The following is a 23,826-nucleotide window of genomic DNA, read 5'->3' on the forward strand; positions in this document are numbered from 1 at the left end:
CACCATCCCCGCCGCCGAGGGCGCACTGGCCGGCTCCTACCAGAGCACGGTGCAGTACAACGCGGACGGCACCACCCAGTCGATCGGCTACCCTGCGGCCGGGAGCCTCACCGCCGAGGCCGTCACCCCCACCTACGACGAGGTGCTGCGACCGGTCACCCTGTCCGGCTCGGGTGGCGCGACGTACATCACCGGCACCACCTACAGCAACACCGGCCAGCCGCTGCAGTACACCTACCAGGCGGCCGGCGGGAAGACGACCCAGGTCACCAACACCTACGAGTGGGGCACCGGGCGGCTGTCCAACTCCCGGGTCGACCGCCAGGACGTCCCCGGCACCGACAAGTCCGCCACCTACGGCTACGACCAGGCCGGCAACATCACCTCCGTCAGCGACGTCTCCCGGGACGGCACCGACGACCAGTGCTTCCAGTACGACCCGCTGCGCCGGCTCACCGAGGCCTGGGCGCAGGGCAGTGCGGGGTGCGCCGCCACCCCCTCCGCCTCGGTACTGGGCGGCCCGGCGCCGTACTGGCAGTCGTTCGGCTACGACACCGACGGCGACCGCAAGTCCGAGACCGACCACTCCCCGACCGGGAACAGCGGCCAGGACACGGTCCGCAGCTACACCTACCCGGCGAGCGGCGGCCCGCAGCCGCACACGCTCACCGGGGTGCAGACCACCGGTCCCGGCGGCACCTCGCAGAGCACCTACACGTACGACTCCGACGGCAACACCAAGACGCGGGCGGTGGGAGGCGGCAACCAGACCTTCCTCTGGGACAGCGAGGGCCGCCTCTCCCAGGTGACCGCGGACAACGGCCACGGCGGCACCGCGACCACCTCCTACGTCTACGACGCCGACGGCAACCGCCTGATCACCCGCACCGACAGCTCCACCACCCTCTTCCTCGGCACCACCGAGGTCACCCTCGCCACCGGCTCGACCCCGCACGCCACCCGCTACTACGACCTGGGCGCCGGCAACCAGGCCGTACGCACCGACGACAACAAGCTCTCCTTCCTGATCGCCGACCACCTCGGCACCGGCCAACTGGACGTCAACAGCGCCGATCTGACCATGCAGGAGCAGCGCACCACTCCCTTCGGCGGCACCCGCGGCGCCCTCCCGGCGAGCTGGTCCGGCGACAAGGGCTTCATCGGCGGCACCAACGACCCCGGCACCGGCCTGACGCACCTGGGGGACCGCGACTACGACCCCGCAAGCGGCCGCTTCCTCTCCGCCGACCCCCAGCTCGACACCAACGACCCGCAGTCGCTCAACGGCTACGCCTACGCCGACAACAGTCCCGTCACCCAGTCCGACCCGAGCGGCGACGGGCTGGCCTGCGGCCGCGGCTTCGACGTGGACTGCCCCAAGAACGGCCAGACCCACGGAGACGGCACCAAGTGCCACACCGGGTGCAAGGCGGACCCGCCCAGCAGCACCCACCACAAGGCCGGAAAGGCCCCCGCCTCGCACAAGGGCGGCACCGGTAAGAAGTCGAAGCCGAGCGACTTCCTGAAGGACAAGCCGTTCCACGCGGCGAACAACCGCAACGGCGCCAACGTCGCGGCCCAGCTCTACGCCGTACACGAGCACCTGAGCTGTGAGCGGGGCAAGCTCCAGGTGATCTGCTACGGAAGCTCGCCCGGTGGCGACCAGCCCTCGACGGTCGGCGATGTGCTCTTCTGGCCGGGAGACAAGGCGTCGCTGCAGGCGCGCCTGCAGTACGACCAGTCGATCAACGACGAGCTGCAGGCCGCGGACGGAAGCAATCCCGCCTATGGGCCGGCGTATGTGAAGAAGTACGGCAGGAACCTGCTGGGCCACGAGGCCAGGCACTCCGTGCAGTGGGCGAAGTACCACTCCGTCACGGCGTACCTGGTGGCCTATGCCAAGGCGAGCGCCAAGTCGTATCTCTCCGATCGGCCTGTCTACCAGCGACTCCACGACGGACGGGTCTTCGTCCTCAACATGGCCCCGAGCCCTGCCCTGGGCAACAGTTTCGAGCAGGACGCGAACCTGTACTGGGGCGGATACCTCACCCGTGTCCCCGACTGGGACCCGAACGCCCCGGTCCTCTCCTAGGTCCCGCCCGGCGAACGCGGGGAGGCGCCTTCGGACGCCTCCCCGCACCTCCGGGCCGCCCGGCCGTGATCAGCGCCCGGCTCGCAGACTCCGCCCCCGGGCGCCGCCTGCGAGCCGGGCGCTGCGGTGTGTGCGCGGCCTCGGGGAGCCGTCCGGCCGCCGTCGGCGGACGGGGGTGCGCCGACGGCAGGGCCGCCTGCGGGCGGCGTCCACGACACCGAGGGCCTCAGCCGCGGACGCGACCCCGGCCGGCCGTCCCACCCCCGGCCGGCGAAGGCGCCGGAGCCCCCGCAGGGGTGAGGGGCGCGCTCGATCCATGGCTGGGCCAGGCGATGCCGTCCACCGCGAGAAACGGCTCGCCGGCCACGGTCGCCGGGGTGGCCCCGGTGAACGCCATGACGTCCCGGTGCAGATGGGACTGGTCTGCGTACCCGGTGTCGGCGGCGACCCTGGCCGCGCCCTCACCCGCGACGAGCCGGTGGGCGGCATGGTCGAAGCGGACCAGCTTCACCGCGTGCTTGGGCGGCAGGCCGAGCTGTGACCGGAACCGGGACCAGAGCCGCTTGCGGCTCCAGCCGAGTTCGGCCGCGAGTGCGTCGACCCGGGTCAGACCACGGCTGACCGCGATCCGCTGCCAGGCCCAGGCCACCTCCGGGTCCACCGGCGGCCGGGCCTGATGCCGGCGGGCGAGCAGCGCCTCCGTCAGTGCGAAGCGCTCGCTCCATGACGTGGCGTCGCCCAGTCGCTGGCGGATCCGTGACGCCTCCCGGCCCCACAGGTCTCCCAGCGACACGGCGGCGCCCGCGAGTTCGGCGGGTGGGACGCCCAGCACCGCGCGGGCTATCACCGGGGAGAGGCGTATCTGCACACACTCGACGTTCTCCCCCCGCGCCCGGACCGCGCCCGCCGACCCGAGTCCGGGCCCGGCGACGAGGCATCCCCGTTCCTGACGCCCCGCGGCGCAGTCGAGGACCGGCGAACCGGCGCCGAACTCCAGAAGCAGCGTCACGGCCGGGTGCGGGACGATGCGGAGCGCCCCCAGGTCGTGCACCCGGAACCCGGCCATGGTGACACCGGCCACCCGGCTGGGCCGTCGCGGGCACTCGACGTCCCACTCGGCCGGACCGTGCACAAAGGTCTGCATCGTTCCATGCTACGTACGCCGGAAGCGGGAACATTCGTCCAATCCACCGGCGGGCACCGGCGGCAGGGTGGGCCCATGACTGTTTCTGACGGTGGTTCGTTCCCGGACGGCGGCAAGGCCACCCGCACTTCCGTCCTGTCGCTGGACGACGGCGACATCCATGTGTGCGAGGACGGCCCCCGCGACGCGCCCGCACTCCTGCTCATCCACGGATCCGCGTCCTCGGTCCGTTCATGGAGCCCGATGGTCCCCCTGCTGACCGGGTCGCACCGGGTGATCCGGATCGACCTGCTCGGCCACGGCCGGTCGGACAAACCCGCCGACCGCAGCTACGCGCTCCCGGACCAGGCACGCCGGGCCGGCGCGGTACTCGACCGGCTCGGCGTCGGCCACGCCGTGGTCGCCGGGCACTCCAGCGGCGGCGTGGTCGCCACCTCCCTCGCCGAACAGCGGCCCGACCTGGTGACCGCGCTCGCGCTCGTCAACACCGGACCCAGCCTGGACGCCTTCATCGCCCCGGAGTCCGCCGCGACCGGTCCCACCCAGTGGCCACCGACCGACGAGCAGCTCCGGCAGCTGGCGAGCACGGGTTTCAGCCGCGCGGGCTACCGGATCCCGCAGGAGATCCTGGACGAGGTACGTGCCATGACCCCTCACACGTTCACCGCGACCATGCGGGCCACCCGCTCCTATCTGGAGCAGCGGGCGCTGCCGGAGCGGCTGGCGGGCCTGGGCAAGCCGCTCCTGGTGATCTTCGGCGAGGACGACCGCAGATGGCGGTCCTCATCGGCGTCCGACTACCGCGTCGTGCCGGGCCCCGAGGTCGAGTTGCTGCCGGGTCTCGGGCACTCGCCCCTGCTCGAGGACCCTCCGCGGACCGCCACGCCCCTGCTGGCCTTCACCGCCGTCCACTCCGCACGGGTGGACTGAGTGGCCGGGCTCCGAACGCCCCTCGGAGGTCGGGCCCTGGGTCTGAAGGGCGTGTTCGCGGGCATCGAGGACTGTGCGGAAGGGTCTCGACCCCGGCGGACAGACCGGATCCGGGCCGCTGAGCAGAGGCGGTCCACCGGGGCGTCATGTTCGCCCGGCCTTGTCGTCGGTCCTCACGTACAGTGCGGGCAGGGAGAGTTCGGAGTCGTGTTCCCCAACGCTTCCTGGGCCCTCCGCCCGTACCAGGGGGCGAACCGCAGGGCTGTGCATGGCGGGTGTGCGCCCCGGGAACGGCCCGGATGTGTCGGAGAGGTTGGTGCCCTGGTGGAGGTGGCCGTGGAGAGCTTCGACGCGTCGCGTGCAGCGCGTCTGGCGGCCTACAGTGCCGTCTCCACATCACTGGCGCTGTGCAGTGACCGCGAACTGCGCGACCTGGTGGAGACGGCTGCGCCGATGGGTTCCGGCATCGGCGGGACCTCGGCCCTGCTGAAGGTCGGCGGAACCCCGGTCTTCGTCAAGCGGCTGCCGCTGACCGCTCTGGAGAGGCAGCCGGAGAACGTCCACTCCACGGCGAACCTCTTCGGGCTGCCCACCTTCTGCCATCCCGGCCTCGGGGTTCCCGGAGGCCCGGGGTGGGGGGCCTGGCGGGAGCTGGCCGTGCACACCATGACGACCAACTGGGTGCTCGCACAGGACCATGAGGGCTTTCCCCTGATGTACCACTGGCGGGTGCTGCCGCACCCGGGGCAGGTGCTCCCCGAGCAACTGGCCGACGTGGAGAAGGCTGTCGCCTACTGGGGAGGCGGACCGCAGGTGCGCCGGCGGATCGAGGCACTGCGGGACTCCTCGGCGAGCGTCGCACTGTTCCTGGAGTACATCCCGCAGAACCTGCACGACTGGCTGGACGTTCAGGTCAAGGCCGACGACGGGACGGCCGAGCGGGCATGCACCATGGTGGAGAGGGAACTCGAGGCCGGCACCTCTTTCATGAACGCCCGCGGGCTCCTGCATTTCGACGGCCACTTCCAGAACATCCTCACCGACGGCGAGCGCCTGTTCTTCACGGACTACGGCCTCGCGATCTCCTCCCGGTTCGACCTGTCGGAGGAGGAGGCCGAATTCTTCGCCGAACACCGGACCTACGACCGCTGCTACACCGTCACCCACCTGGTGCAGTGGCTCACCACCGCCCTGTACGGGTACCAGGGGGACGAGCGCACCGCATTCGTGCACGCCTGCGCCCGAGGGGAACCTCCGACGGGAATTCCGTCGCAGGTCGCAGCGATCCTCAGCCGCCACGCCCCGATCGCGGCAGTGATGACGGACTACTACCGCGAGTTCCGTTTTGAGAGCAGGCTGACCCCGTATCCCCTGGAGGCGCTCCGCCGGATCTGCGAGCCGGACAGCCCGTTCATCCTCTGACGGACCTGGGCCGCCCGCAGTCGGGCTGGATGCAGGATGCTTCGGGCGCCCTGATCCGCTCCTGCCGAACGGCCTGCTGCCTTGCCCGTAGCCACCGCGAGCCCGAACGGCCTCACCGCCGCCGGACGGCACCGGCCGAGAGAGCGGCTACGGCCACAGCACCCCGCACCGTTGACCGCCTGCGGGCGCGGCTCGTGCGCAGGCCGTCCGGGGGGCCGGGCAACACAGCGATCGCCCGCGAAACGGGAAGGCACCTGGCCCCGCCGTCGAACGGGCCCTGGCTCCGCTCACCCCACCTGCGAACGCGTGATGGCGGAGCCCGTACGCGGCAGCCGTGCGGCCGCGCTGAGCGCGGCGAGGACCCTGCTCCCCACGTCCCGCCTCGACGTCTGAGGGACCGCTCCACACCGGCACCGGGGAGGCAGCCTGAGTCACCGTCATGCTCGGTTCAGGGACGGCAGGCCGGCCCGGTCCGGGCTGCTCGCGGGCGCCAGCGAGGGGCGAGCCGTGGCGGCGGACGGTCAGGGACAGGTGCCGGGACCGTCCGCCGCCTGGCGTCGTCGCTGACGGTTACTGACGCGGCCGCTCGAAGGTGAGCAGCAGCCCCTCGACGGCGCCGGGCCCGATACGGCCCTTGACGTCGGCAGAGGTGATCGCCTTCAGACCCCAGCCGTCCTCGGCGTGCTTGTTGAGGACCTTCTCCAGCTTGTCGCTGTCCAGCGCGTCGCCGATCAGCGACTCCCGGAAGGTGACGACCTTGTACTCATAGGTGGAACTCATCTCTGCGCGCTTCTCCTGCGAAGTCGGTTACGGTGACGGAGGCCAGCCAATCACCGTTTGACGCTGCTGCCCAGCCCGGTCCGGGCACGAACGCCGGATTCCCGGAATCTGCGGGGCGCGGAAGGCGCTGGGCACTGCTGCCGCAGCCTGCCTGGCGCAGACATCGTTCCCAGAACCGCACAGGCCGGCGCATTCGCGGCCTTTCGACGGCGTCCGGTGCCCATCAGCCACAGGCAGTTGGAGCCGGGCCTTTCCCGACGCCCTTGGCTCCCCCGTGTCCGCGGAGGTTTGCGCGCCTGCGCCCGGCGCGGGGGCACCTGGGACGTCCACGACTGCCTTCCGACGATCGCGCCGTGGCGGCCCGTTGCGGATCTGCGGATCTTCTTCGACCGACTCGGTCCGGAGGCGGCTGTGGAACCGCGGACGGAGGGCTCCGAGGACACCCGCACCCGCTCGAACTCCGGGGCGTTCGCCAGGCCCTGCCGGGAGGACAACAGGTCGGCATCCAAAAGGAGATCATTCGACCGTTTTTACTCGATCGACCGGTTGGTGGGACGAGCTGAAGACGCCGGGCGGCGCCCGCCACCGCCCGCGCGGGGCGTTCCCCGGGGAAATGCCGTGTTGCATCCAGGCCATGGCACGGTGAAGCAACGAATTCGGCGACAACGAACCGGGCTCTCGGCCGCCTGAATGCGGCCACCTCGATGTGCCTGATTGTCGTGCCCGCATTCATATCAAGGTCTAGAGTCCACCATGCCACGGTCAAACAGCCTGGCGTGCGCGCCCTGGGGGGAGGCTGCTTCGCCGTGCCCGCGGGGGCGTGTGCGTCATGGCCTCTCAAGAGGAATCCCTGTGCGCATACACACCACACTCCGCCGCGCGGCTCGCCGGGCGGGCAGGCGAACGGCGGGGCTGGCCCTGACCGCGTTGCTCGCCGCCCTGCTCGCCGCCCTGCTCGCCGGGCTGCACGCCGGGTCGGCCACGCCGACTGCGAACGCCGCCGCGGTGACCGGCACTCAGACTTTCCCCCTGTTCGGCATCAACTCCGCCGGGCACCTCTTCGACTACGAACCCTCGGGCTCCGGGGGCGTCAAGCCCAAGGTGGACATGGGCGCCGCCGCGGTCAATGTCACCGCCATGGTGCAGACCGACGCTCCCGCCAACGGCAGGAGCGTCGACTTCTACTTCCGCCTGAACGGCAGCCTCTGGTACACCGCCGACCGGGGCGGCGACACCAGGCTCATCGGCGGCGGGTGGGACATCTACAACCTGCTCATCGCCCCGGGAGACCTCGGCGGTACCGCCTACCCCGACCTGCTCGGCCGGGACTCCGCCGGCGACCTCTACCTCTACCAGGGCGGGGCCGACGGCGTCCTGGCGCCCCGGGTCAAGGTCGGCAACGCATGGGACACCATGGACCAGATCGCCGGCAAGGGCGACCTCACCGGCGACGGCAAGGCCGATGTGGTGGCCCGCGACAGCACCGGCGTCCTGTGGCTCTACCCCGGCACCGGCAACGCCACGGCCCCCTTCGGCACCCGGACCAGGATCGGTGCCGGCTGGAACATCTACAACGCCCTGGTGTCCACCGGCGACAACAACGGCGACGGCAAGTGCGACCTGATCGCCCGTGACACCGCGGGCGCCCTGTGGCTCTACAAGGGCACTGGCAGCGCCGCGGCCCCGTACGCCACCAGGGTCCAGATCGGTACCACCGGCTGGAACGGCTACACCACGCTCTTCTGACGGCCCGTCGACACGGACGTGCACCTGCTCCGCCCCATGCCCTCGCGCGCCGGCCGGCCTGGCGCCGCGCTTCACAGATCGGGTCGTACCCACGCATGCGCACCAATGCCCCACCACGCCGTCGCCGGACACGCGGCGCCCTCTCACGACTGCTGGCAACCACCGCCCTGGTCACCGCCGCCGCGGTGACCATGTCGGGCGTCAACGCCCCGGCTCTCCCGCCGGTGGCAGCCACCACGACCGGTGAAACGGTCGCTTTCGACCCCGCGGCGGCCGCCTCACTGCGCGAGGCCCAGTGCCGCCTGGGACTGGTGCTGCGCAAGGGTGGCCCCGCCATGAAGGCGGTCGCCCGCGACGGCTTCGCCGGCGCCGAGTCCGACCTGCTCGCGGCCGCCGACGAGGACTACTGGACCAGCACACCCCTCTCTGTGGCGTTCGACCAGGACCGCGCGGCGTCCGAGGCCAAGATGGACGAGCTGGCCGCCCGTGACAACGTCTGGGACAGCCAGCTCTCCGTCAAGACGCCGCCCCCCGGCTACTCCCAGACGGGCTTCACCTGGGCTCCCCGCGATCCCGACATCTTCGAGCAGACCGGCCTCTCCAGCTGGATCTCCGACCAGTTCTGGAACGCCGAGGACGACTTCTACGCCGACCTGACCCCGCTGGCGGGGAAGGAGTCAGCCCAGGCGGAGAAAGCCCTGGGCAACTCCCTCTACCCGGAACCCCAGAGGGTGGACTTCCCCGACAACGCGTCGTTCCAGTACGCCTACGCGGCCTGGAGCGCGTGGCGGTGGGACGTCGACTTCATGCACCCGCTCTATGCGGACGACGCCCGGATCTTCCTGCAGAACGGCGGCTTCCCCAGCACCGCCCCCGCCGCCGACAGCATGGAGTTCCGGCTCGACGTCGAGGCGCTCAAGGCCCGCTTCGCCTCCTGCGACAGCACCAACCCCGTCGACCCGCACAACGTCCTGTCCGCCGAGGTCGAGACGGCCTCCACCGAGTGGCAGGCCGAGATCTCCGGCCAGGCCGCCCAGCGGAACACCATCCTGGCGGCCGAGGCCCAGGCCAACGCCGACCTGGTCGTCGCCTCGCAGGCCATGGGTGAGGCCCTGGGACAGTCGCTGATAGCCGGCCGGCTGACCGAGTGGCAGGCGTACTGGCTCAAGCAGACCCCCGCCAGTGCCGGACTCGACTACCCCGCACAGTCCGAGTTCGACTCGGTCAAGACCCGCATCGCCCAGGCCCAGGCCCGCGCAGCCGGGCGACTGCTGGTCGCCTCCCGGGCGGCCCTGTCCGCGCAGGCCCAGGCCGACAAGGCCACAGCTGCTCAGACCGCGGCCTACGCCGTGGCGGACGCAGCCGGGCTGCCCCGCGGCCGGGGTCTGCTCGCCGCCCAGCAGGCGGCCCAGGTCACCAAGGCGTCGGCTGCGGCCGCACTCGCGGCCTCCAAGGCCACCGAGACCGCGGCGAACGCCACCCGCGCCTCGGCCGCCGACAGCAAAACCCTGATGGCACTGGCCGACACCCAGGCCCACGCCACCAAGGCCGAGTTCCGTCGCGCAGCAGCCGAGGAGGCCGCCGCACAGGCCAAGGCGGCGGCCGACGGCGCAGCCCAGCAGGCCGCCGCAGCCGCGGCCAACGCCACCAAGGCCAAGACCGCACAGGCCAAGGCCGAGGCGGCGGAGCAGACCGCCAAGGATGCCGCGGCCGACGCCAGGGCCAAGCGGGCGACCGCCGAGGCCGAACGGGACAAGGCCAAGGCCGAGAAGGAGACCGCCGCCTCCGAGCGGGCCAAGGCGGCTGCCTCGGACGCCACGGCGCAGGCGCAGCGGCAGACGGCCGCCGCCGCACTGAGCACCGCCCGGAGTGCGGGCGCCACCGCCGCCGAGAAGAAGGACGCGGCGCTGGCGGCCGAACGCACAGCCACCACCGCACGCGACAACGCCCTGGAAGCCGAGAGCAACCGCGACGTCCTCACGGCCAAGGCCGCCGCGCTGGAGGCGCGCGCCGCCGCCGTGGAGGGCACGGACGCGGCCGCGGACGCAAGGGCCGCCGCCACGGCCGCCCGTACGGCAGCCGACCAGGCGACGGCCGCCGCGACCGCCGCCCGCGCCGCCGCCGACTCGGCCACCGCCGCCGCGTCGGCCGCCGACGCGGCGGCGACCCGGGCCGAGGCGGACGCCTCCCGGGCCAAGGCCGCCTCCGACGCCGCGCAACGGGACGTGGCGATCACCGAGGCCGCGGTGAAGAAGGCCCACGCGGCCGCGGCCGACGCGATCGCCGCCTCCGAGGCCGCGGCGGCCAACGTCCACCAAGCCCAGATCGACGCCGACAACGCCAAGCTGCAGTCGACCAAGGCCCGGGCCGACGCCGCCTCCGCTCGCAACGAGGCCGACGCCGCGCACGCGGACGCCGTCCGCACCGCCGGTTACGCCTACGCCACGGCCCAGGCGGCAGTCGCAGCCCGTGACTCCGCGGCGCAGGTCATCCAGCCGGCCAACGACGCCGTGGAACTCGGCTCCCCCTACCGGGAGACCGACGCCTCCGCGGGCTTGGCCGTCCTCACCGGCCAGGCCGCCAAGACCGCGGCCGAGCAGCAGGCCGCCGTGGCCCAGGCCAAGGCCGACCAGGCAGCCAAGGCCTCCGCCGAGGCCGCCGCGCTCGCGGCCGCCGCCGACGCCGACGCCAAGGCCGCCGCCACCGCTGCCGCCGCGGCTGCAGACTCCGCGGCCAGGGCCCAGGCCTCGCTCGCTCAGGCCCGCGCCTCCGCCGCGCAGGCCGCCGCGGCGGCAGCGGCCGCCCAGAAGGCCGAGGCCAACACGGTCGCGTACGACCAGCAGGCCAATGACGACGCGGCCGCTGCCGCATCCGCCTCCGACGCGGCGGCCGGCTACGCGGGCGACGCCCGCAGTTCGGCCGACGCCGCGGAGCAGGACGCGGCCTCGGCTCGCAGCGCCGCCAGTGCGGCCGAGGACGACGCGGCGACCGCCCGCGGGGTCGCCGACCAGGCCGAGTCCGACGCCGACACGGCGGAGGCGGCGGCGGCGCACGCCGGCGACCTCGCCGACGAGGCCCAGCGGGCGGCCGCGCAGACGGAGAGCGACGCCGACCGGCAACGCGAGGCGGACCGCGCCTCGGAAGCGGGCCCGACAGGCATCGCCAACCTGGTGAGCCAGCCGAGCGAGGACGCCAAGTACGACATCACGCCGTTGGACGACGTCTGCGCCGGCACGGGCTCGGGCAGCGACATCGGCTGCGACATCAACCTGGAGTACCACCTCTACGGCACGCAGGACTACTTCCTGGAGACCTGCCCCGAAGCGGGCCACGAGATCGCCGACTGCCCGGTCAAGCTGCAGTACGACTACCTGGGCAGCGGGCCGCTGAACGTGCGCTACAAGAAGCTCACCCACATCAACGGCCTGTCGCTGACGGAGTCCGTCCTCAAGTCCCTCGGCCTGGCGCTGGTCGCGGACTTCATCGGCTGCTGGCGCAAGATCTCCGGGCAGAGCGGCGGCTCGGTCATCGACTGCGTCACCGCCATCGGCAGCATCGTCATCCCCCCGGCGATCAGCGGCGGCATCCGGTATGCGCGGGCACTGCGGGCCGGGATGACCGCCCGGGCCGCCTTCACCGACGCCCTGTTCCAGCTGGGCCGGTCGGGGCTGCCCGCGGAGGCGATCGCCGGTCTGGAGAACGCCGCGGGCGAGGCGCTGGCGGCCGGTCGCTGCTTCCCCGCCGGGACCCTGGTCGACACCGAGCACGGCCCCCGGCGGATCGAGGACGTCAGGGTCGGGGACCGGGTCTGGGCCGACGACCCGCAGACCGGCGTCCGTACGCTGCGGAGTGTCACGCGCCTGTTCCACCGTACGGTCGACTCGCTGGTGCAGATCACCGCGGCCAGCGGCACGGTCTCCGCGAGTGACAGCCACCGGTTCTGGACCGAGGGCCGGGGCTGGACGACCGCGGCGGACCTGCGCCCGGGCGACAGACTCCGGAGCGAGTCCGGCGGGACCGACCGGGTCCTTGCGGTCGTCCGGCACCCGGGAACGACCGATGTGTACAACTTCGAGGTCGACACCGACCACACGTACTACGTGTACGCGGGCGCGGAACCGGTCCTGGTCCACAACGACTGCATCACCGATGTCGTCAAGGCCGGAGACCATGTCGTCCTGGGTATCAACCCCTACTCGGACGCCCTGGCCGCAGAGATCACGGAGGCCGGCTCCAAGGCGTTCACGCTCAACAACCCGGCGCTCGGGGCCCCCTTCGTCAACGGTGACGGGCGTCCGATCTGGATGGTCGCGGTGACCGCAGCGGTGGGGAATCCCGCCATCAAACTGACGGTTACCCTGGACGGCGTCGAGGGGGCCAAGAGCGCCGACGAGGCGCTGGCCGTCCTGCTGAAGCTCGGTGAGTCGGTGGCCCCCGGCGACTGGCGGGCGGTCGCCGAGATCAACAGCGGGCTCGGGACCGCGTGGGAGATGACCCAGATCCGGTCGGCCATCAAGTTCGGCAAGCGTCCCTGGTCGTCGATCACCTGGATGAGGACCGAGGGCGGAGTGCTCAAGGAGGTCTTCCCGACGCCCGTCGCGGAGCCCCTCCCGGACTAGCGAGACGGAGAGCACGGTGCAGGAACACACCATGGCCGAGTTCATCCGGGAGGGGCGGCTCTTCCGCGTCACGCGGTACGACCCCTCGCACCGGCAGCTGCAGCTGCGCAGCGACGCGACCGAGGTGGACCGGACCTCGACCCGGGTCGAGGTCTGCTTCTGGCACGTCGAGTTGATGCTGCTCAGGCCCATCTATGCCAAGGGACTCCACATCCGGCGTGCTTCGGCGGACGAGTTCGCCGAGCTGGCCCGGCGCCACGACCTCACCGAGGACGCGGCACGGTTCACCTGGATGCTGGAGCGGCACGGCGACGGCTTCGTCGTCGGCGGCCCGCCGTCGTGGCGTGAGGCGGAGTTCCCCTTCACCGACGGCCGGTCGTCGCTGTTCGACTTCTCCAGGCCGTGGCCTCCCGAGTTCCCCGCGCAGTGGGGATCCCTCGGGTAGCACCGGGTCGGCACGGTACGCAGGGTGCCCGGCGGACGTCAGGTCCGCCGGGCATCTCCGTGTCCGCGACCTCCCTGGGGCTGTGCGGTCGGACGACGCCCCAGCCGCGGTCGCTGCCGGCGGACTTCACTCCATGGCCCGCCGCCGGCTGATCTGCGACGACACGGTCAGCTCGTCCTGCGTCGCCTGCCGCACGGTCGTCCCGACGATCACGGCGCCGTCCACGTCGGCCCCCGCCGCCCCTTCGTCCAGTACGCCCCGCGCGGCGGCGAGAGTTCGACCAGGTCGCCGTGTGCGAGTCGCCCAGGACCGGGGCCGACCGGGAGGAGCACGGCAGGCCCCGGCGAGCCGGTCCCGTTCCGCGGGGGATCCCCCCAGCACGGGGACGGACCATGACGCCTGATCAGCGCAGCCGGACGCCGATCAGACAGGTGTCGTCGTCGGTGTCGGAGTTGCTGTGGGTGAGGAGCCGGTCGAGGTACTGTTCGAGTTCGTCCACGGTGCCCCCGGCTGCCTTCAGCAGCCCGGCGATCGACTCCTGGACCGGGCTGTCCCGCCGCTCGACCAGGCCGGTCGGGCGTGACCCGGTCGGTGAGGAGGGGCTGCGCCTGCTGCTCGACGGGCTGACCGCCGTCCGCGGCGGGGACTTCGGAACCAGGCTGCCGGAGGACGGCCAGGGCCTGCTCGGCGAGATCGCCACGGTCTTCAACGGCATGGCGGGCCAGCTGTCGCTCTTCACCTCCGAGGTGACCCGGGTGGCCCGGGAAGTCGGCACCGAGGGGCGGCTCGGCGGCCAGGCCGAGGTGCCCGAGGTCTCCGGGAACTTCGCCACCCGGCGGGGGGTCGCCGGGCCGCTCTCCGCGTCGGCTGCGAGAGTCCCTCGCGGTGGACTCCTTCGTGGTGGGGAATGCCGTACCGCCTCTCCGATCTCCAGTGTCCGTCCGTGTGAGGGGTTTCGGCGCGCCGTGGGGCCCGCCACGGACACGGCGGGTTCGCCGGCGCCGTGCCCGGCCCCGTCAGCGGGGGCCGCGTCCATCGGTCGCCCGTTCCCGTGGTCGTCCGCTACGAGCGGTGAGCTCGTCGTCGGACGACGGCGTGCCTGACCGGATCCCCGTACGGTCCCGGCCGGCCGGGGGTGGCCGGCCGGGACACCCGGGCTCAGGCGAGATCGAACCGATCGAGGTTCATCACCTTGTCCCAGGCCGCCACGAAGTCACGCAGGAACTTCTCGTCGGCGTCCCGGGACGCGTAGACCTCCGCGACGGCCCGGAGCTGGGAGTGCGAACCGAAGACGAGATCGACGGCGGTGGCGGTCCACTTGACCTCCCCGGTGGCACGGTCCCGGCCGTCGTACACATTGTCAGCGGTGGCCGACGCCTTCCACTCGGTGCCCATGTCGAGCAGGTTGACGAAGAAGTCGTTGGTCAGCGTCTCCGGCCGGTGGGTGAGGACTCCGTGGGCGGATCCCCCGAAGCCGGTGTTCAGGGCACGCATGCCGCCGATCAGGACCGTCATCTCGGTCACGGTCAGGGTCAGCAGGTTGGCGCGGTCCAGCAGCAGGGTCTCCGGCGACAGCTTCTCTCCCGCCCGGAGGTAGTTGCGGAATCCGTCGGCCTTGGGTTCGAGTACGGCGAACGACTCCACGTCGGTCTGCTCCTGCGAGGCGTCCGTGCGCCCCGGTGCGAACGGGACGGTGATGTCGTGCCCGGCGTTCCTCGCGGCCTGCTCGACGGCTGCGCACCCGCCCAGCACGATCAGGTCGGCGAGCGAGACCTTGGTTCCGCCGGTCTGCGAACCGTTGAAGTCCTGCCGGATCCGGTCGAGGGTCTCCACCACCTCTGTCACCTCGGGCAGGTTGTTGACCTCCCAGCTCCGTTGCGGTTCCAGCCGGATCCGGGCCCCGTTGGCCCCGCCGCGCTTGTCGGTGCCGCGGAAGCTCGCCGCCGACGCCCAGGCGGTGGTGACCAGTTGGGGGACGGACAGTCCCGAGGCGAGGATCCTGCTCTTGAGCGCGGCGACGTCCTCCTCCGAGACGAGTGGATGATCGACCTCGGGGACGGGGTCCTGCCAGAGCTGGGGGCCGGGGACCCAGGGGCCGAGGTAGCGCGAGCGGGGTCCCATGTCGCGGTGCAGCAGTTTGAACCACGCCTTGCCGAACGCCTCCGCCAGCTCGTCCGGGTGCTCGTGGAAGCGCTTGGCGATGGGCGCGTAGACCGGATCCATCTTCAGCCCGATGTCCGTGGTGAGCATCATGGGGGCGTGCCGCTTCGACGGGTCATGGGCGTCGGGCACGGTGGTCGCGGCCGCCGGATCCGTGGGCTTCCACTGCTTGGCACCGGCGGGGCTGGTCGTCAGCTCCCACTCGTACCCGAAGAGGTTGTCCAGGTACCCGTTGTCCCACTTGGTCGGCTCGGTCGTCCAGGCGCCCTCGAGCCCACTGGTGAGCGCGTCGGCACCCTTGCCGGTGCCGCTTGTGTTCCTCCAGCCGAGGCCCTGCTGCTCCACCGGGCTGGCCTCGGGCTCAGGGCCGATGTACCGGGGGTCCACCGCGCCGTGACACTTGCCGAAGGTATGGCCGCCCACGATGAGCGCCAGCGTCTCCTCGTCGTTCATGGCCATGCGCTTGAATGTCTCGCGGACGTCCCTGGCGGCGGCGATCGGGTCCGGATTGCCGTTGGGCCCTTCCGGATTGACGTAGATCAGTCCCATCTGCACGGCGCCCAGCGGGCCGGCGAGTTCCCTCTCGCCGCTGTAGCGCTCGTCCCCGAGCCAGGTGTCCTCGGGTCCCCAGAAGATCTCCTCGGGTTCCCAGATGTCCTCCCGCCCGAAACCGAAGCCGAAGGTCTTGAATCCCATCGACTCCATGGCGCAGTTGCCGGTGAAGATCAGCAGGTCGGCCCAGGAGAGCTTCCGGCCGTACTTCTGCTTGACCGGCCAGAGCAGCCGGCGCGCCTTGTCCAGGCTCGCATTGTCCGGCCAGCTGTTGAGGGGGGCGAAACGCTGGGCGCCCGCGCCGCCGCCGCCCCGGCCGTCGGCGATGCGGTACGTTCCCGCGGCGTGCCAGCTCATCCGGATGAACAGCGGCCCGTAGTGGCCGTAGTCGGCAGGCCACCAGTCCTGCGACGTCGTCATCACCTCGAAGATGTCCTGCTTCAGCGCCTCGAGGTCAAGGGTGGCAAATTCCTCGGCGTAGTTGAAACCATCGCCCATCGGATTGGACCGGGGACAGTTCTGATGGAGAACCTGGAGGTCCAGCTGGTTCGGCCACCAGTCCCGGTTGGTCCTGGGCCGGGTCGGCGTGGCGGCCGGAGAGGGGATTACCGGGTTCTCGCTTTCGCTGCCGGACACGTCCGTCCTTCTTTCTGTCTCGGTTTTTCCTTCTGCTGGCTGCCTGCTCCTGGGTTGACCGCTCTGCTGGTGCCGCGCGACTTGGAGGTCGGGGCCGGCAGCCGGCGAGAACCCCGTCCCGACGCACGACGCGAGGATCGATCCTGCGTCTGCGTACTGCATGGTCGCTCACCGCACCGCGCATCGCCACGAAAACACGCGGTGCACTCGCCTGAAGTCGCACCGGGTCCGGACTCCGCGATATTCCCCACCCCCGCTCCCGGGGCGGAAGAAAGGGCCGCAAGTCCCGTCATCGCCATCGGCCGCCGACGCGAAAGAAGCACCATATGTTGACTACTCCGACCGTGAACCGCCGTCTGTACGCCGCGGCCCGTGTCATGACGGCCGCCGGCACGCTCCGGCCCCCGGCCGACCGGAGGCCGGCGGTACCGGCCCAGCGAGGTGCAGGGCAGGGTCTCCGTGGACCGGCCCGGCCGTCGCCGTGACCCACCGGGCCCACAACTTCGGGTGACGGCCGGCTCGCGCCCACGCGGTGAGGGTACGGCAGGCCGTCCGGCCGCCCCCGCCTACAGGGACATGCCGCAGTACAGGCCGCGTCGCCCGGCGTCGCGCGCGAGGTCGGCCAGCCGCCCCAGGAAGTCGGCCAGCAGCTCCGGATCCTGGCCGGCGCCGTCCTCGGTGCGCGTCCACGCGGACGCGGCCTCCAGCAGGCGCCCGGCGTCAGCCGTGGCGAGCGCGTCCCGGAGGCTGCCGGGGAGGGAGACCAGCCAGTGGCCCTCGTGCTCAGGGTCACTCAGCAGCGCGCCGAAGCGCGGGTCGGCCTCCACCTCTTCCTCGGACGCTCCCGTCAGATGTGCCGCGACGGTCACCAGGACCAGCCAGGGGTCGGCACCCTTGAGGCCGACCGTGCCGAACGGGTCGTCGATGCAACCGTCCTCGAAGACGCTCAGGGCCTCCGCGTCGTCGGTGGCCGCGTAGTAGTCGTAGATGTTGCCCATGCCGCGATCCTGCCGGACGCCAGTGACAGTCGGGCGCCCTCGTCCGGACGCCGGCGGCCGTCCCGCCGCCGGAGCTCGTCCGGGCGGGGAATTCCCCCGCAGTGGTGGGGCGTTGACGCGGCAGGATGCAACCCCACGGGAGGAACGAGCGGTGACGCACGTCAGGGATCTCTATCTGGACGTGGCCGAGTCGGCAGCAGGACTGCTGGCCGCTCCGGAGGTCGCAGTCCGTTGGACCGAGCCCTCGGCACTGGCCGAACTCAGCGTCCGGGGCCTGGCCGGGCACTTGGCCGGGCAGGTCTTCTTCGTCCCCGCGATGCTGGCCGAGCAGGTCCCCGCCGAGGCCAGGGTGACGATCCATCAGTACTACGCCCGGGTGAGCTGGATCGGCTCGGACCTCGACGCTCCTTTCAACCGGTCCATCCGGTCCGCCGGCGAGGAGGAGGCGGCCGGCGGAGCTGCGGATCTGGCCGCACGGGTCGCGGCGTGTGTGGCGCGGCTGCGCGACAGCCTTCCGGCCGCGCCGGACCGGGCGGTGCGCCGCCCCAGTTGGGGCCCCTGGTCGATCAGCCTGGACGACTTCGTGACCAGCCGGATGCTCGAACTCGTCGTCCACTCCGACGACCTCGCCCACAGCGTGGGGGTACCGACACCGGAGTTCCCCCAGGAGGCCGTCGAAACGGTCGTGGACATCCTGTCCCGGATCGCCGTACGGCGGCACGGCGCGGTGGAGGTGGTGCGCGCGCTGAGCCGTTCCGAACGCGCACCCGCCTCGATCTCCGCGCTCTGACCTGGTCTGCACCCGTACCCGAAACCGGCCCGGGCCCGGCCCGCCGCGGAACACGGTCCCTGTGCATCCGCCGGCGCCGGGCGGCTCGTGCGGGGCCCGGCCTCAGCGCCGGGCGACCCCGGGCGCGCCTCACCCCGAGGGACGCCCCCGCCGCGCCCCGGTGATGCGCCGGGTCGGCCGCGGGCCGTGACGCGGGCCCGGATGGGCCAGAGGCCCGCGTGACGGGTCCAGAGCGCTGCTACGGCACAGTCGGGGTGCCCACCCGGACGGTCTCCACCCAGGGCGGAGGGCTGGGCGGAGTCGGGCCGATGAGCGCGGCGACCAGGCGGCAGGACTCTGCTCTGCGTACGCCGATGCCGCTGGGGTGCCGGGGAGGCCCGGGTGACCGCTCGGTCCGGATGATCCCTACGCGGGGCCACCGCCCCGGCTCCGGGACCGGCTGCCGAGGCCGGCTCCCGGGCCGCTCGCGGGAGAAGCGCGGAGTCGCGGCGCTCGACGGCGTGGCCGGGTTCACCAAGAGCACCGGCTGGTCACCAGCTGAGCCGCGCCGCCACCGGCAGGTGGTCGCTGCCGGTGGCCGGCAGCACCCATGAGCTGTCCGTCTCCACCCCTCTGACCAGGATCTGGTCGATCCGCACCATGGGGAACCCCGCCGGCCAGCTGAAGCCGAAGCCGTCCCCGGCCGTCTCCTGGGCCGAGCGCAGCTGCGAGGTGATGCCGGCGAACGCGCGGTCGTCCGTGGTGCCGTTCAGGTCTCCGAGCAGCACCACCCGCTCGCTGTGGTCGGCGGCGAGTGCCGCGCCGAGCGCCTGCGCGTTCCTGTCCCGGGAGACCGTCCAGAAGCCCGCCCTGGGATTCACCCGGGCGGACCCGAGGTGGGCCACATACACCGTCAGCGGGCCCCGGTCCGTGGTCACGGTGGTGCGCAGCGCCCGGTTGTAGGCCAGCTTCACGGCGGCCGGCTTGGTGGCGGCCAGCGGCCCGTAGTCCATCCCGATGTCGACCGGCCGGGTGTCCGACAGCGGCAGCCTGCTCCACAGCCCGACCGTGCCCTGCACCGTGTGGTACGGGTAGGCCTTCACCAGCGCCTTCTCGTATGTGCCCCGGGCCTGCTCGGTCAGCTCCACCAGGGCGAGCACGTCCGCTCCGGAGGCGGCCAGGTCGCGGGCTGTGCCGGCCGGGTCGTGGTTGCCGGCGCCGACGTTGTGCTCGGCCACGGTGAGGTCGCCGCCCGGGTGGGACCTGTCGCCGAGCAGCCCGCCGAAGAGGTCGAGCCACACCACGGCGGGCAGCAGCAGCGCGGCCACCGCGGAGGCGGAGCGGCGCCGGAGTGCCAGGGCGAGCAGCACCGGGACGAACAGGCCGAACCACGGCAGGAAGGTCTCGACCAGACTGCCGAGGTTCCAGAGCCGGTTCGGGATCTCCGCGTGCAGCGACATCAGCAGGCCCAGCAGCAGCGCCAGCGCCGCGAGCACCGGGCCGCGCTTCCAGGGGCCCGGCCGGGTGGTGACACGTACCGCCCGGCGCAGCCGCGCGCGCCAGGTCCCGGCGCCGGTGTACCGGCGGATGCCCGGGCGTTCGGTGCCGGGGGCGGGCTCCGGCGAGGGGGCGTCGCCCTGTCCGGCCTGCGCCGAGTCCACCTGCGTCATCGTCCGTCCTCGCTCGCTGCCGGTCACTGCTGCGTCCTCTGGTCCTGGGCCGCGGCGGCCCCTGCCCGTGCACTCGGGCAGCCGCCGTCGTTCGCTTCGCCCCGCGATCGGTGGGGCCGGGCTGCGCCGTGGTGGGAGGGCCGCGCTCGGCCAAGCGCCACCGAGCCCGGCCGGCCGTGCGGCGGCCTCGGCCCGTCCGGGGCCGTCCGTGGCTCCCCACAGCCGCCGGGAGGCCGCCCGGCGGCGGGCCGGGCTGCGACGTTCACCGCCCCGGCGGGCGTCGGTCCGGCGGCAGCGGGCCGGCGAACCGGAGGGGACGTCGTCCGTACGAATGGTGCGGGGCGATGCATGCCCCCAGTCAAGGCCACGTGGTGTTGCCGGGATGTATGGGTTTTTGGATACGCCGACGATATGTTCCGGCTTGTAGCATCAAATGCATGCGCGTGTTGATTGTCGAGGACGAACCCTATTTGGCAGAAGCCATCCGCGACGGCCTGCGCCTGGAAGCGATCGCGGGCGATATCGCAGGGGACGGCGACACCGCGCTGGAACTGCTGAGCGTCAACAGCTATGACATCGCGGTCCTCGACCGTGACATCCCCGGCCCTTCCGGGGACGAGGTCGCCCAACACATCGTCGCCTCCGGAAGCGGCATGCCGATCCTGATGCTCACCGCGGCCGACCGCCTCGACGACAAGGCCACCGGATTCGGGCTCGGCGCCGACGACTACCTCACCAAGCCTTTCGAACTCAGGGAACTCGCGCTCCGGCTGAGGGCACTCGACCGCAGACGTGCCCACAGCAGGCCTCCCGTACGGGAGATCGCCGGCCTGCGGCTGGACCCCTTCCGCAGAGAGGTCCACCGGGAGGGCCGCTATGTCGCGCTGACCAGGAAGCAGTTCGCGGTGCTGGAGGTCCTGGTCGCCGCCGAGGGCGGGGTGGTCAGCGCCGAGGAGCTCCTGGAACGCGCCTGGGACGAGAACGCCGACCCGTTCACCAACGCGGTGCGCATCACCGTCTCCGCCCTGCGCAAGCGGCTCGGCGAACCCTGGGTCATCGCCACCGTGCCGGGCGCCGGCTACTGCATCGACGCGGCGCCGGACGCCGGGCGCGAGGGCGGAGAGCGTGGATAGGGCGCCCGGGTTGAGTGTGCGCCTCCGACTCACCCTCAGCTATGCCGGATTCCTGATGCTCGCAGGCGCCCTGCTGCTCGGGGCGGTCTGGCTGTTCCTCCTGCGTTACGTTCCCGACCGTGCGCTCATCGTCACCTCCGGCACCCCCCTCAGTGGGGTTTTTCCCGTCCGGTCCAATCTGCTGCGCGTCTTCGCTCCGAGGGCGGCCGCGGTGCTGGCGTTCCTGCTGGTCCTCGGTCTCTGGGGAGGGTGGGTCCTGGCCGGCCGGATGCTCGCACCGCTGACCCGCATCACGGCCGCCACCCGCGCGGCCGCGGCAGGATCACTGTCCCACCGGATCAGGCTGCCGGGCCGCAGGGACGAGTTCCGCGAACTCGCCGACGCCTTCGACGCCATGCTCGCGAGGCTCGAGGCACACGTCGACGAGCAGCAGAGGTTCGCGGCCAACGCCTCCCATGAGCTGCGCACCCCGCTGGCGGTCTCCAAGGCGCTGATCGACGTGGCCCGCGCCGATCCGGACCGCGACGCCGGCGAGGTCTTCGACCGCCTCCACGCGGTCAACACCCGGGCGATCGACCTCACCGAGGCGCTGCTGCTGCTCAGCCGTGCCAACCAGCGGTCCTTCAGCCGGGAGGCGGTCGACCTGTCGCTCCTGGCGGAGGAGGCCACCGAGACGCTCCTCCCCCTCGCGGAGGAGCACGACGTCACCGTGGAGACCTCCGGCGACATCGCCCTCACGACCGGATCTCAGGCGCTCCTGCTGCAGCTGACCACCAACCTCGTGCAGAACGCGATCGTCCACAATCTGCCGGAGCAGGGCATGGTGTGGGTGAGGACGGCCGTGCATCCCGGCAGTGTGGTGCTCACCGTCGAGAACACCGGCGAGGCCATCTCCCCGCAGCTCGCCTCGACGCTCACCGAGCCGTTCCAGCGCGGCACCCAGCGCGTACGCACCGGCCACGCGGGCATCGGTCTCGGCCTGGCCATCGTCGACTCCATCACCCGGGCCCATGACGGAACGCTCGCCCTGACCCCGCGCGCCGCGGGCGGCCTCCGGGTCTCGGTGGAACTCCCCGGCGTGGCCACGGACCCCGGCTGACCGGGGGACCAGTGCGCCGCCGCTCCCGCCGGACGCGTCACCGGGCCGGCCCCCGGCGCGGCGGTGGGTGATCAGTGACGGGACAGCGCCGGTGTCTCCTGGTCGTGCGCGGTGCAGGCGTGGAAGAAGTCCCTGACGTCCTGGGCGAGCAGGTCGGGGACCTCCATCGCGGCGAAGTGGCCGCCGCGCTCGAACTCCGACCAGTGCCGGACGTCGTACAGCCGCTCGACCAGCGGTCGCACCGCCTGGGTGATGTCGCGCGGGAACACCGCCACACCCAGCGGCACCGGGCACGGCTCGATCCGCCGCGGTGCCTCCCGGTGCAGCCGCGCGGAGGATGCGGCGGTGGCGGTCAGCCAGTACAGCGAGATGTCGGTGAGCATCCGGTCGTCGCTGATCGGTGAGCGCGGGTCGGTCCACTGGGCGAAGCGCTCGGCGATCCAGGCCAGCTGGCCGACCGGCGAGTCGGTCAGGGCGTAGCCGATGGTCTGGGGGGCGGTGGCCTGCAGAGCCTGGTACGGCGGGCGGTTCACCATCAGGTGCCGGATCCTGTCCAGCCGGGCCTCGTCCGTCGCGGACAGCTCGACGGGGGCCTCCGGGTCCGGTCGGGTCGGCAGGTAGTTGACGTGGACTCCGACGACCTGTTCGGGCGCCACCGCGCCGAGCGCCAGGGAGATGCCCGAGCCGAAGTCGCCGCCCTGCGCGCCGTAGCGCTCGTACCCGAGCCGGTGCATCAGCTCGGCCCAGGCCTGAGCGACATGGCCGATGTCCCAGCCGCGCTGGTGGGTCGGCCCCGAGAAGCCGTAGCCGGGGATGGACGGAATGACCAGGTGGAAGTCGCGTGACAGCGGCTCGATCACATCGAGGAACTCCAGGAACGAGCCGGGCCACCCGTGGGTGAGGATCAGCGCGAGCGCGTCCGGGTTGGCGGACCGGACATGGACGAAGTGGATGTTCTGGCCGTCGATCTCGGTGGTGAAGTGCGGCAGTTCGTTGAGCCGGGCCTCGTGGGCACGCCAGTCGTAGCCGGTGCGCCAGTACTCGGCGAGCTCCTTCAGTCGCGCCAGCGGGAAGCCGTAGTCCCACTCGGCGCCGTCGACCTCGTTGGGCCAGCGGGTGCGGGCCAGGCGGTCGGTCAGGTCGTCGAGGTCGGCCTGGGGGATGTGGATGCGGAACGGCTTGATCACGGTTCTTCACTCCTGAGTCGTTAGTGGCATGAACGTTTGTGTCACTAACGAAGGTAGACTGTTAGTGGCACAAACACAAGAGGTGGAGAACTCCATGAGCCCGACCCCCGAAACCACCCCGGCCCGGCTGCACGCCATCCCCAGCCGGCTGCTCGCCGGGGCCGCGGCCGTCGCCGACCGGCTCGTCGGTGAGCGCCTGGCCGCCGAGGGCGCCCACAAGTGGCACTTCGCCGTACTGGTCACGCTCGCCGAGACCGGCGCCACCAGCCAGGCCGGGCTCAGCCGCCGCACCGGCATCTACCGCAGCGACATGGTGGCCGTCCTCAACGCGCTCGCCGACGCCGAGTGCATCCGCCGCGAACCCGACCCCGCCGACCGCCGCCGCAACGTCATCACCCTCACCCCCGCCGGGCGCTCCCGCCTGGAGCGCCCGGCGGGGGTGAG

General features: G+C 72.1%; 16 protein-coding genes and 1 pseudogene. 11 read left to right on the forward strand and 6 right to left on the reverse strand.

From position 1 onward, the window contains the following. Positions 1 to 2,092 (forward strand): RHS repeat-associated core domain-containing protein (locus AOK09_RS17750; RefSeq protein ID WP_169797039.1); only part of this gene is annotated, 2,092 nt, incomplete at its 5' end. Between the two features lie 226 nt (positions 2,093 to 2,318). On the opposite strand, the gene AOK09_RS17755 is transcribed toward AOK09_RS17750, so the two are convergent. Continuing rightward, entirely contained in the window at positions 2,319 to 3,236 is a 918-nt protein-coding gene (locus AOK09_RS17755; protein ID WP_079063165.1) for an AraC family transcriptional regulator, read from the reverse strand. A gap of 75 nt (positions 3,237 to 3,311) precedes the next feature. Here AOK09_RS17755 and AOK09_RS17760 point away from each other — a divergent pair, with 75 nt between their 5' ends. Together AOK09_RS17760 and AOK09_RS17765 are read left to right on the forward strand one after the other, a co-directional pair. After that, complete coding sequence (locus tag AOK09_RS17760) at positions 3,312 to 4,166, forward strand: alpha/beta fold hydrolase (RefSeq protein ID WP_055588189.1); 855 nt, start codon at positions 3,312 to 3,314, stop codon at positions 4,164 to 4,166. Positions 4,167 to 4,502: 336 nt separating this feature from the next. Continuing rightward, positions 4,503 to 5,588, forward strand: a complete 1,086-nt coding sequence (locus AOK09_RS17765) for a protein kinase family protein (protein WP_055588201.1) — start codon at positions 4,503 to 4,505, stop codon at positions 5,586 to 5,588. Positions 5,589 to 6,158: 570 nt separating this feature from the next. Here the strand turns inward: AOK09_RS17765 and AOK09_RS17770 are convergent. After that, positions 6,159 to 6,368: a DUF4177 domain-containing protein gene (locus tag AOK09_RS17770; RefSeq protein ID WP_055588190.1), complete on the reverse strand. Its 210-nt coding sequence runs from the start codon at positions 6,366 to 6,368 to the stop codon at positions 6,159 to 6,161. Positions 6,369 to 7,220: 852 nt separating this feature from the next. On the opposite strand from AOK09_RS17770, the gene AOK09_RS17775 reads away from it, so the two are divergent. From AOK09_RS17775 to AOK09_RS42200, 4 genes and pseudogenes are all read left to right on the forward strand, one after another. Then, the gene (locus AOK09_RS17775) at positions 7,221 to 8,114 is read left to right on the forward strand and encodes an FG-GAP repeat domain-containing protein (RefSeq protein WP_157875931.1); all 894 of its coding nucleotides are present in this window, start codon (positions 7,221 to 7,223) and stop codon (positions 8,112 to 8,114) included. Between the two features lie 95 nt (positions 8,115 to 8,209). Then, positions 8,210 to 12,733 (forward strand): polymorphic toxin type 27 domain-containing protein, encoded by a 4,524-nt coding sequence (locus AOK09_RS17780; protein WP_055588192.1) that lies wholly within the window; start codon positions 8,210 to 8,212, stop codon positions 12,731 to 12,733. Positions 12,734 to 12,764: 31 nt separating this feature from the next. Beyond that, a complete protein-coding gene (locus AOK09_RS17785; protein ID WP_055588202.1) occupies positions 12,765 to 13,178 on the forward strand; it encodes a hypothetical protein in 414 nt (137 codons plus the stop codon). Between the two features lie 548 nt (positions 13,179 to 13,726). Next, positions 13,727 to 14,008, forward strand: a pseudogene (locus tag AOK09_RS42200) (hypothetical protein); the annotation flags it as partial. A gap of 328 nt (positions 14,009 to 14,336) precedes the next feature. Here AOK09_RS42200 and katG read toward each other — a convergent pair. Together katG and AOK09_RS17800 are read right to left on the reverse strand one after the other, a co-directional pair. Then, a complete protein-coding gene (gene katG, locus AOK09_RS17795) occupies positions 14,337 to 16,526 on the reverse strand; it encodes a catalase/peroxidase HPI (protein ID WP_055588194.1) in 2,190 nt (729 codons plus the stop codon). Between the two features lie 566 nt (positions 16,527 to 17,092). Continuing rightward, the gene (locus AOK09_RS17800; RefSeq protein ID WP_055588195.1) at positions 17,093 to 17,524 is read right to left on the reverse strand and encodes a hypothetical protein; all 432 of its coding nucleotides are present in this window, start codon (positions 17,522 to 17,524) and stop codon (positions 17,093 to 17,095) included. 151 nt (positions 17,525 to 17,675) lie between these two features. On the opposite strand from AOK09_RS17800, the gene AOK09_RS17805 reads away from it, so the two are divergent. Beyond that, positions 17,676 to 18,314 carry a maleylpyruvate isomerase N-terminal domain-containing protein gene (locus AOK09_RS17805; protein WP_055588196.1) on the forward strand — a complete coding sequence of 213 codons (639 nt, stop codon included), beginning with the start codon at positions 17,676 to 17,678 and terminating at the stop codon, positions 18,312 to 18,314. A 530-nt stretch (positions 18,315 to 18,844) separates the two neighbouring features. Here AOK09_RS17805 and AOK09_RS17810 read toward each other — a convergent pair. Then, positions 18,845 to 19,963: an endonuclease/exonuclease/phosphatase family protein gene (locus AOK09_RS17810; protein WP_079063169.1), complete on the reverse strand. Its 1,119-nt coding sequence runs from the start codon at positions 19,961 to 19,963 to the stop codon at positions 18,845 to 18,847. A 437-nt stretch (positions 19,964 to 20,400) separates the two neighbouring features. Between AOK09_RS17810 and AOK09_RS17815 the strand changes: the two genes are divergently transcribed. Next, positions 20,401 to 21,096 (forward strand): response regulator transcription factor, encoded by a 696-nt coding sequence (locus tag AOK09_RS17815; protein WP_055588197.1) that lies wholly within the window; start codon positions 20,401 to 20,403, stop codon positions 21,094 to 21,096. Then, positions 21,089 to 22,195 (forward strand): sensor histidine kinase, encoded by a 1,107-nt coding sequence (locus AOK09_RS17820; protein WP_217698445.1) that lies wholly within the window; start codon positions 21,089 to 21,091, stop codon positions 22,193 to 22,195. The genes AOK09_RS17815 and AOK09_RS17820 overlap by 8 nt, the downstream gene beginning before the upstream one ends. A gap of 71 nt (positions 22,196 to 22,266) precedes the next feature. Here the strand turns inward: AOK09_RS17820 and AOK09_RS17825 are convergent, their stop codons facing one another. Beyond that, positions 22,267 to 23,382, reverse strand: coding sequence for an epoxide hydrolase family protein (locus AOK09_RS17825; protein ID WP_055588199.1), 1,116 nt, complete (start codon positions 23,380 to 23,382; stop codon positions 22,267 to 22,269). A gap of 94 nt (positions 23,383 to 23,476) precedes the next feature. On the opposite strand from AOK09_RS17825, the gene AOK09_RS17830 reads away from it, so the two are divergent. After that, a partial coding sequence (locus tag AOK09_RS17830; protein ID WP_055588200.1) for a MarR family winged helix-turn-helix transcriptional regulator occupies positions 23,477 to 23,826 on the forward strand: 350 nt, incomplete at its 3' end.

It is taken from the genome of Peterkaempfera griseoplana (genome assembly GCF_001418575.1).
Classification (GTDB): Bacteria; Actinomycetota; Actinomycetes; order Streptomycetales; family Streptomycetaceae; genus Peterkaempfera; species Peterkaempfera griseoplana.

Bases quoted from the DNA above. Each gene is read 5' to 3' on its own strand.
- AOK09_RS17760 (WP_055588189.1), top strand. From the start codon at position 3,312: ATGACTGTTTCTGACGGTGGTTCGTTCCCGGACGGCGGCAAGGCCACC.
- AOK09_RS17815 (WP_055588197.1), top strand. From the start codon at position 20,401: ATGCGCGTGTTGATTGTCGAGGACGAACCCTATTTGGCAGAAGCCATC.
- AOK09_RS17780 (WP_055588192.1), top strand. From the start codon at position 8,210: ATGCGCACCAATGCCCCACCACGCCGTCGCCGGACACGCGGCGCCCTC.
- AOK09_RS17755 (WP_079063165.1), bottom strand. From the start codon at position 3,236: ATGCAGACCTTTGTGCACGGTCCGGCCGAGTGGGACGTCGAGTGCCCG.
- AOK09_RS17810 (WP_079063169.1), bottom strand. From the start codon at position 19,963: ATGACGCAGGTGGACTCGGCGCAGGCCGGACAGGGCGACGCCCCCTCG.
- AOK09_RS17800 (WP_055588195.1), bottom strand. From the start codon at position 17,524: ATGGGCAACATCTACGACTACTACGCGGCCACCGACGACGCGGAGGCC.
- AOK09_RS17770 (WP_055588190.1), bottom strand. From the start codon at position 6,368: ATGAGTTCCACCTATGAGTACAAGGTCGTCACCTTCCGGGAGTCGCTG.
- AOK09_RS17785 (WP_055588202.1), top strand. From the start codon at position 12,765: ATGGCCGAGTTCATCCGGGAGGGGCGGCTCTTCCGCGTCACGCGGTAC.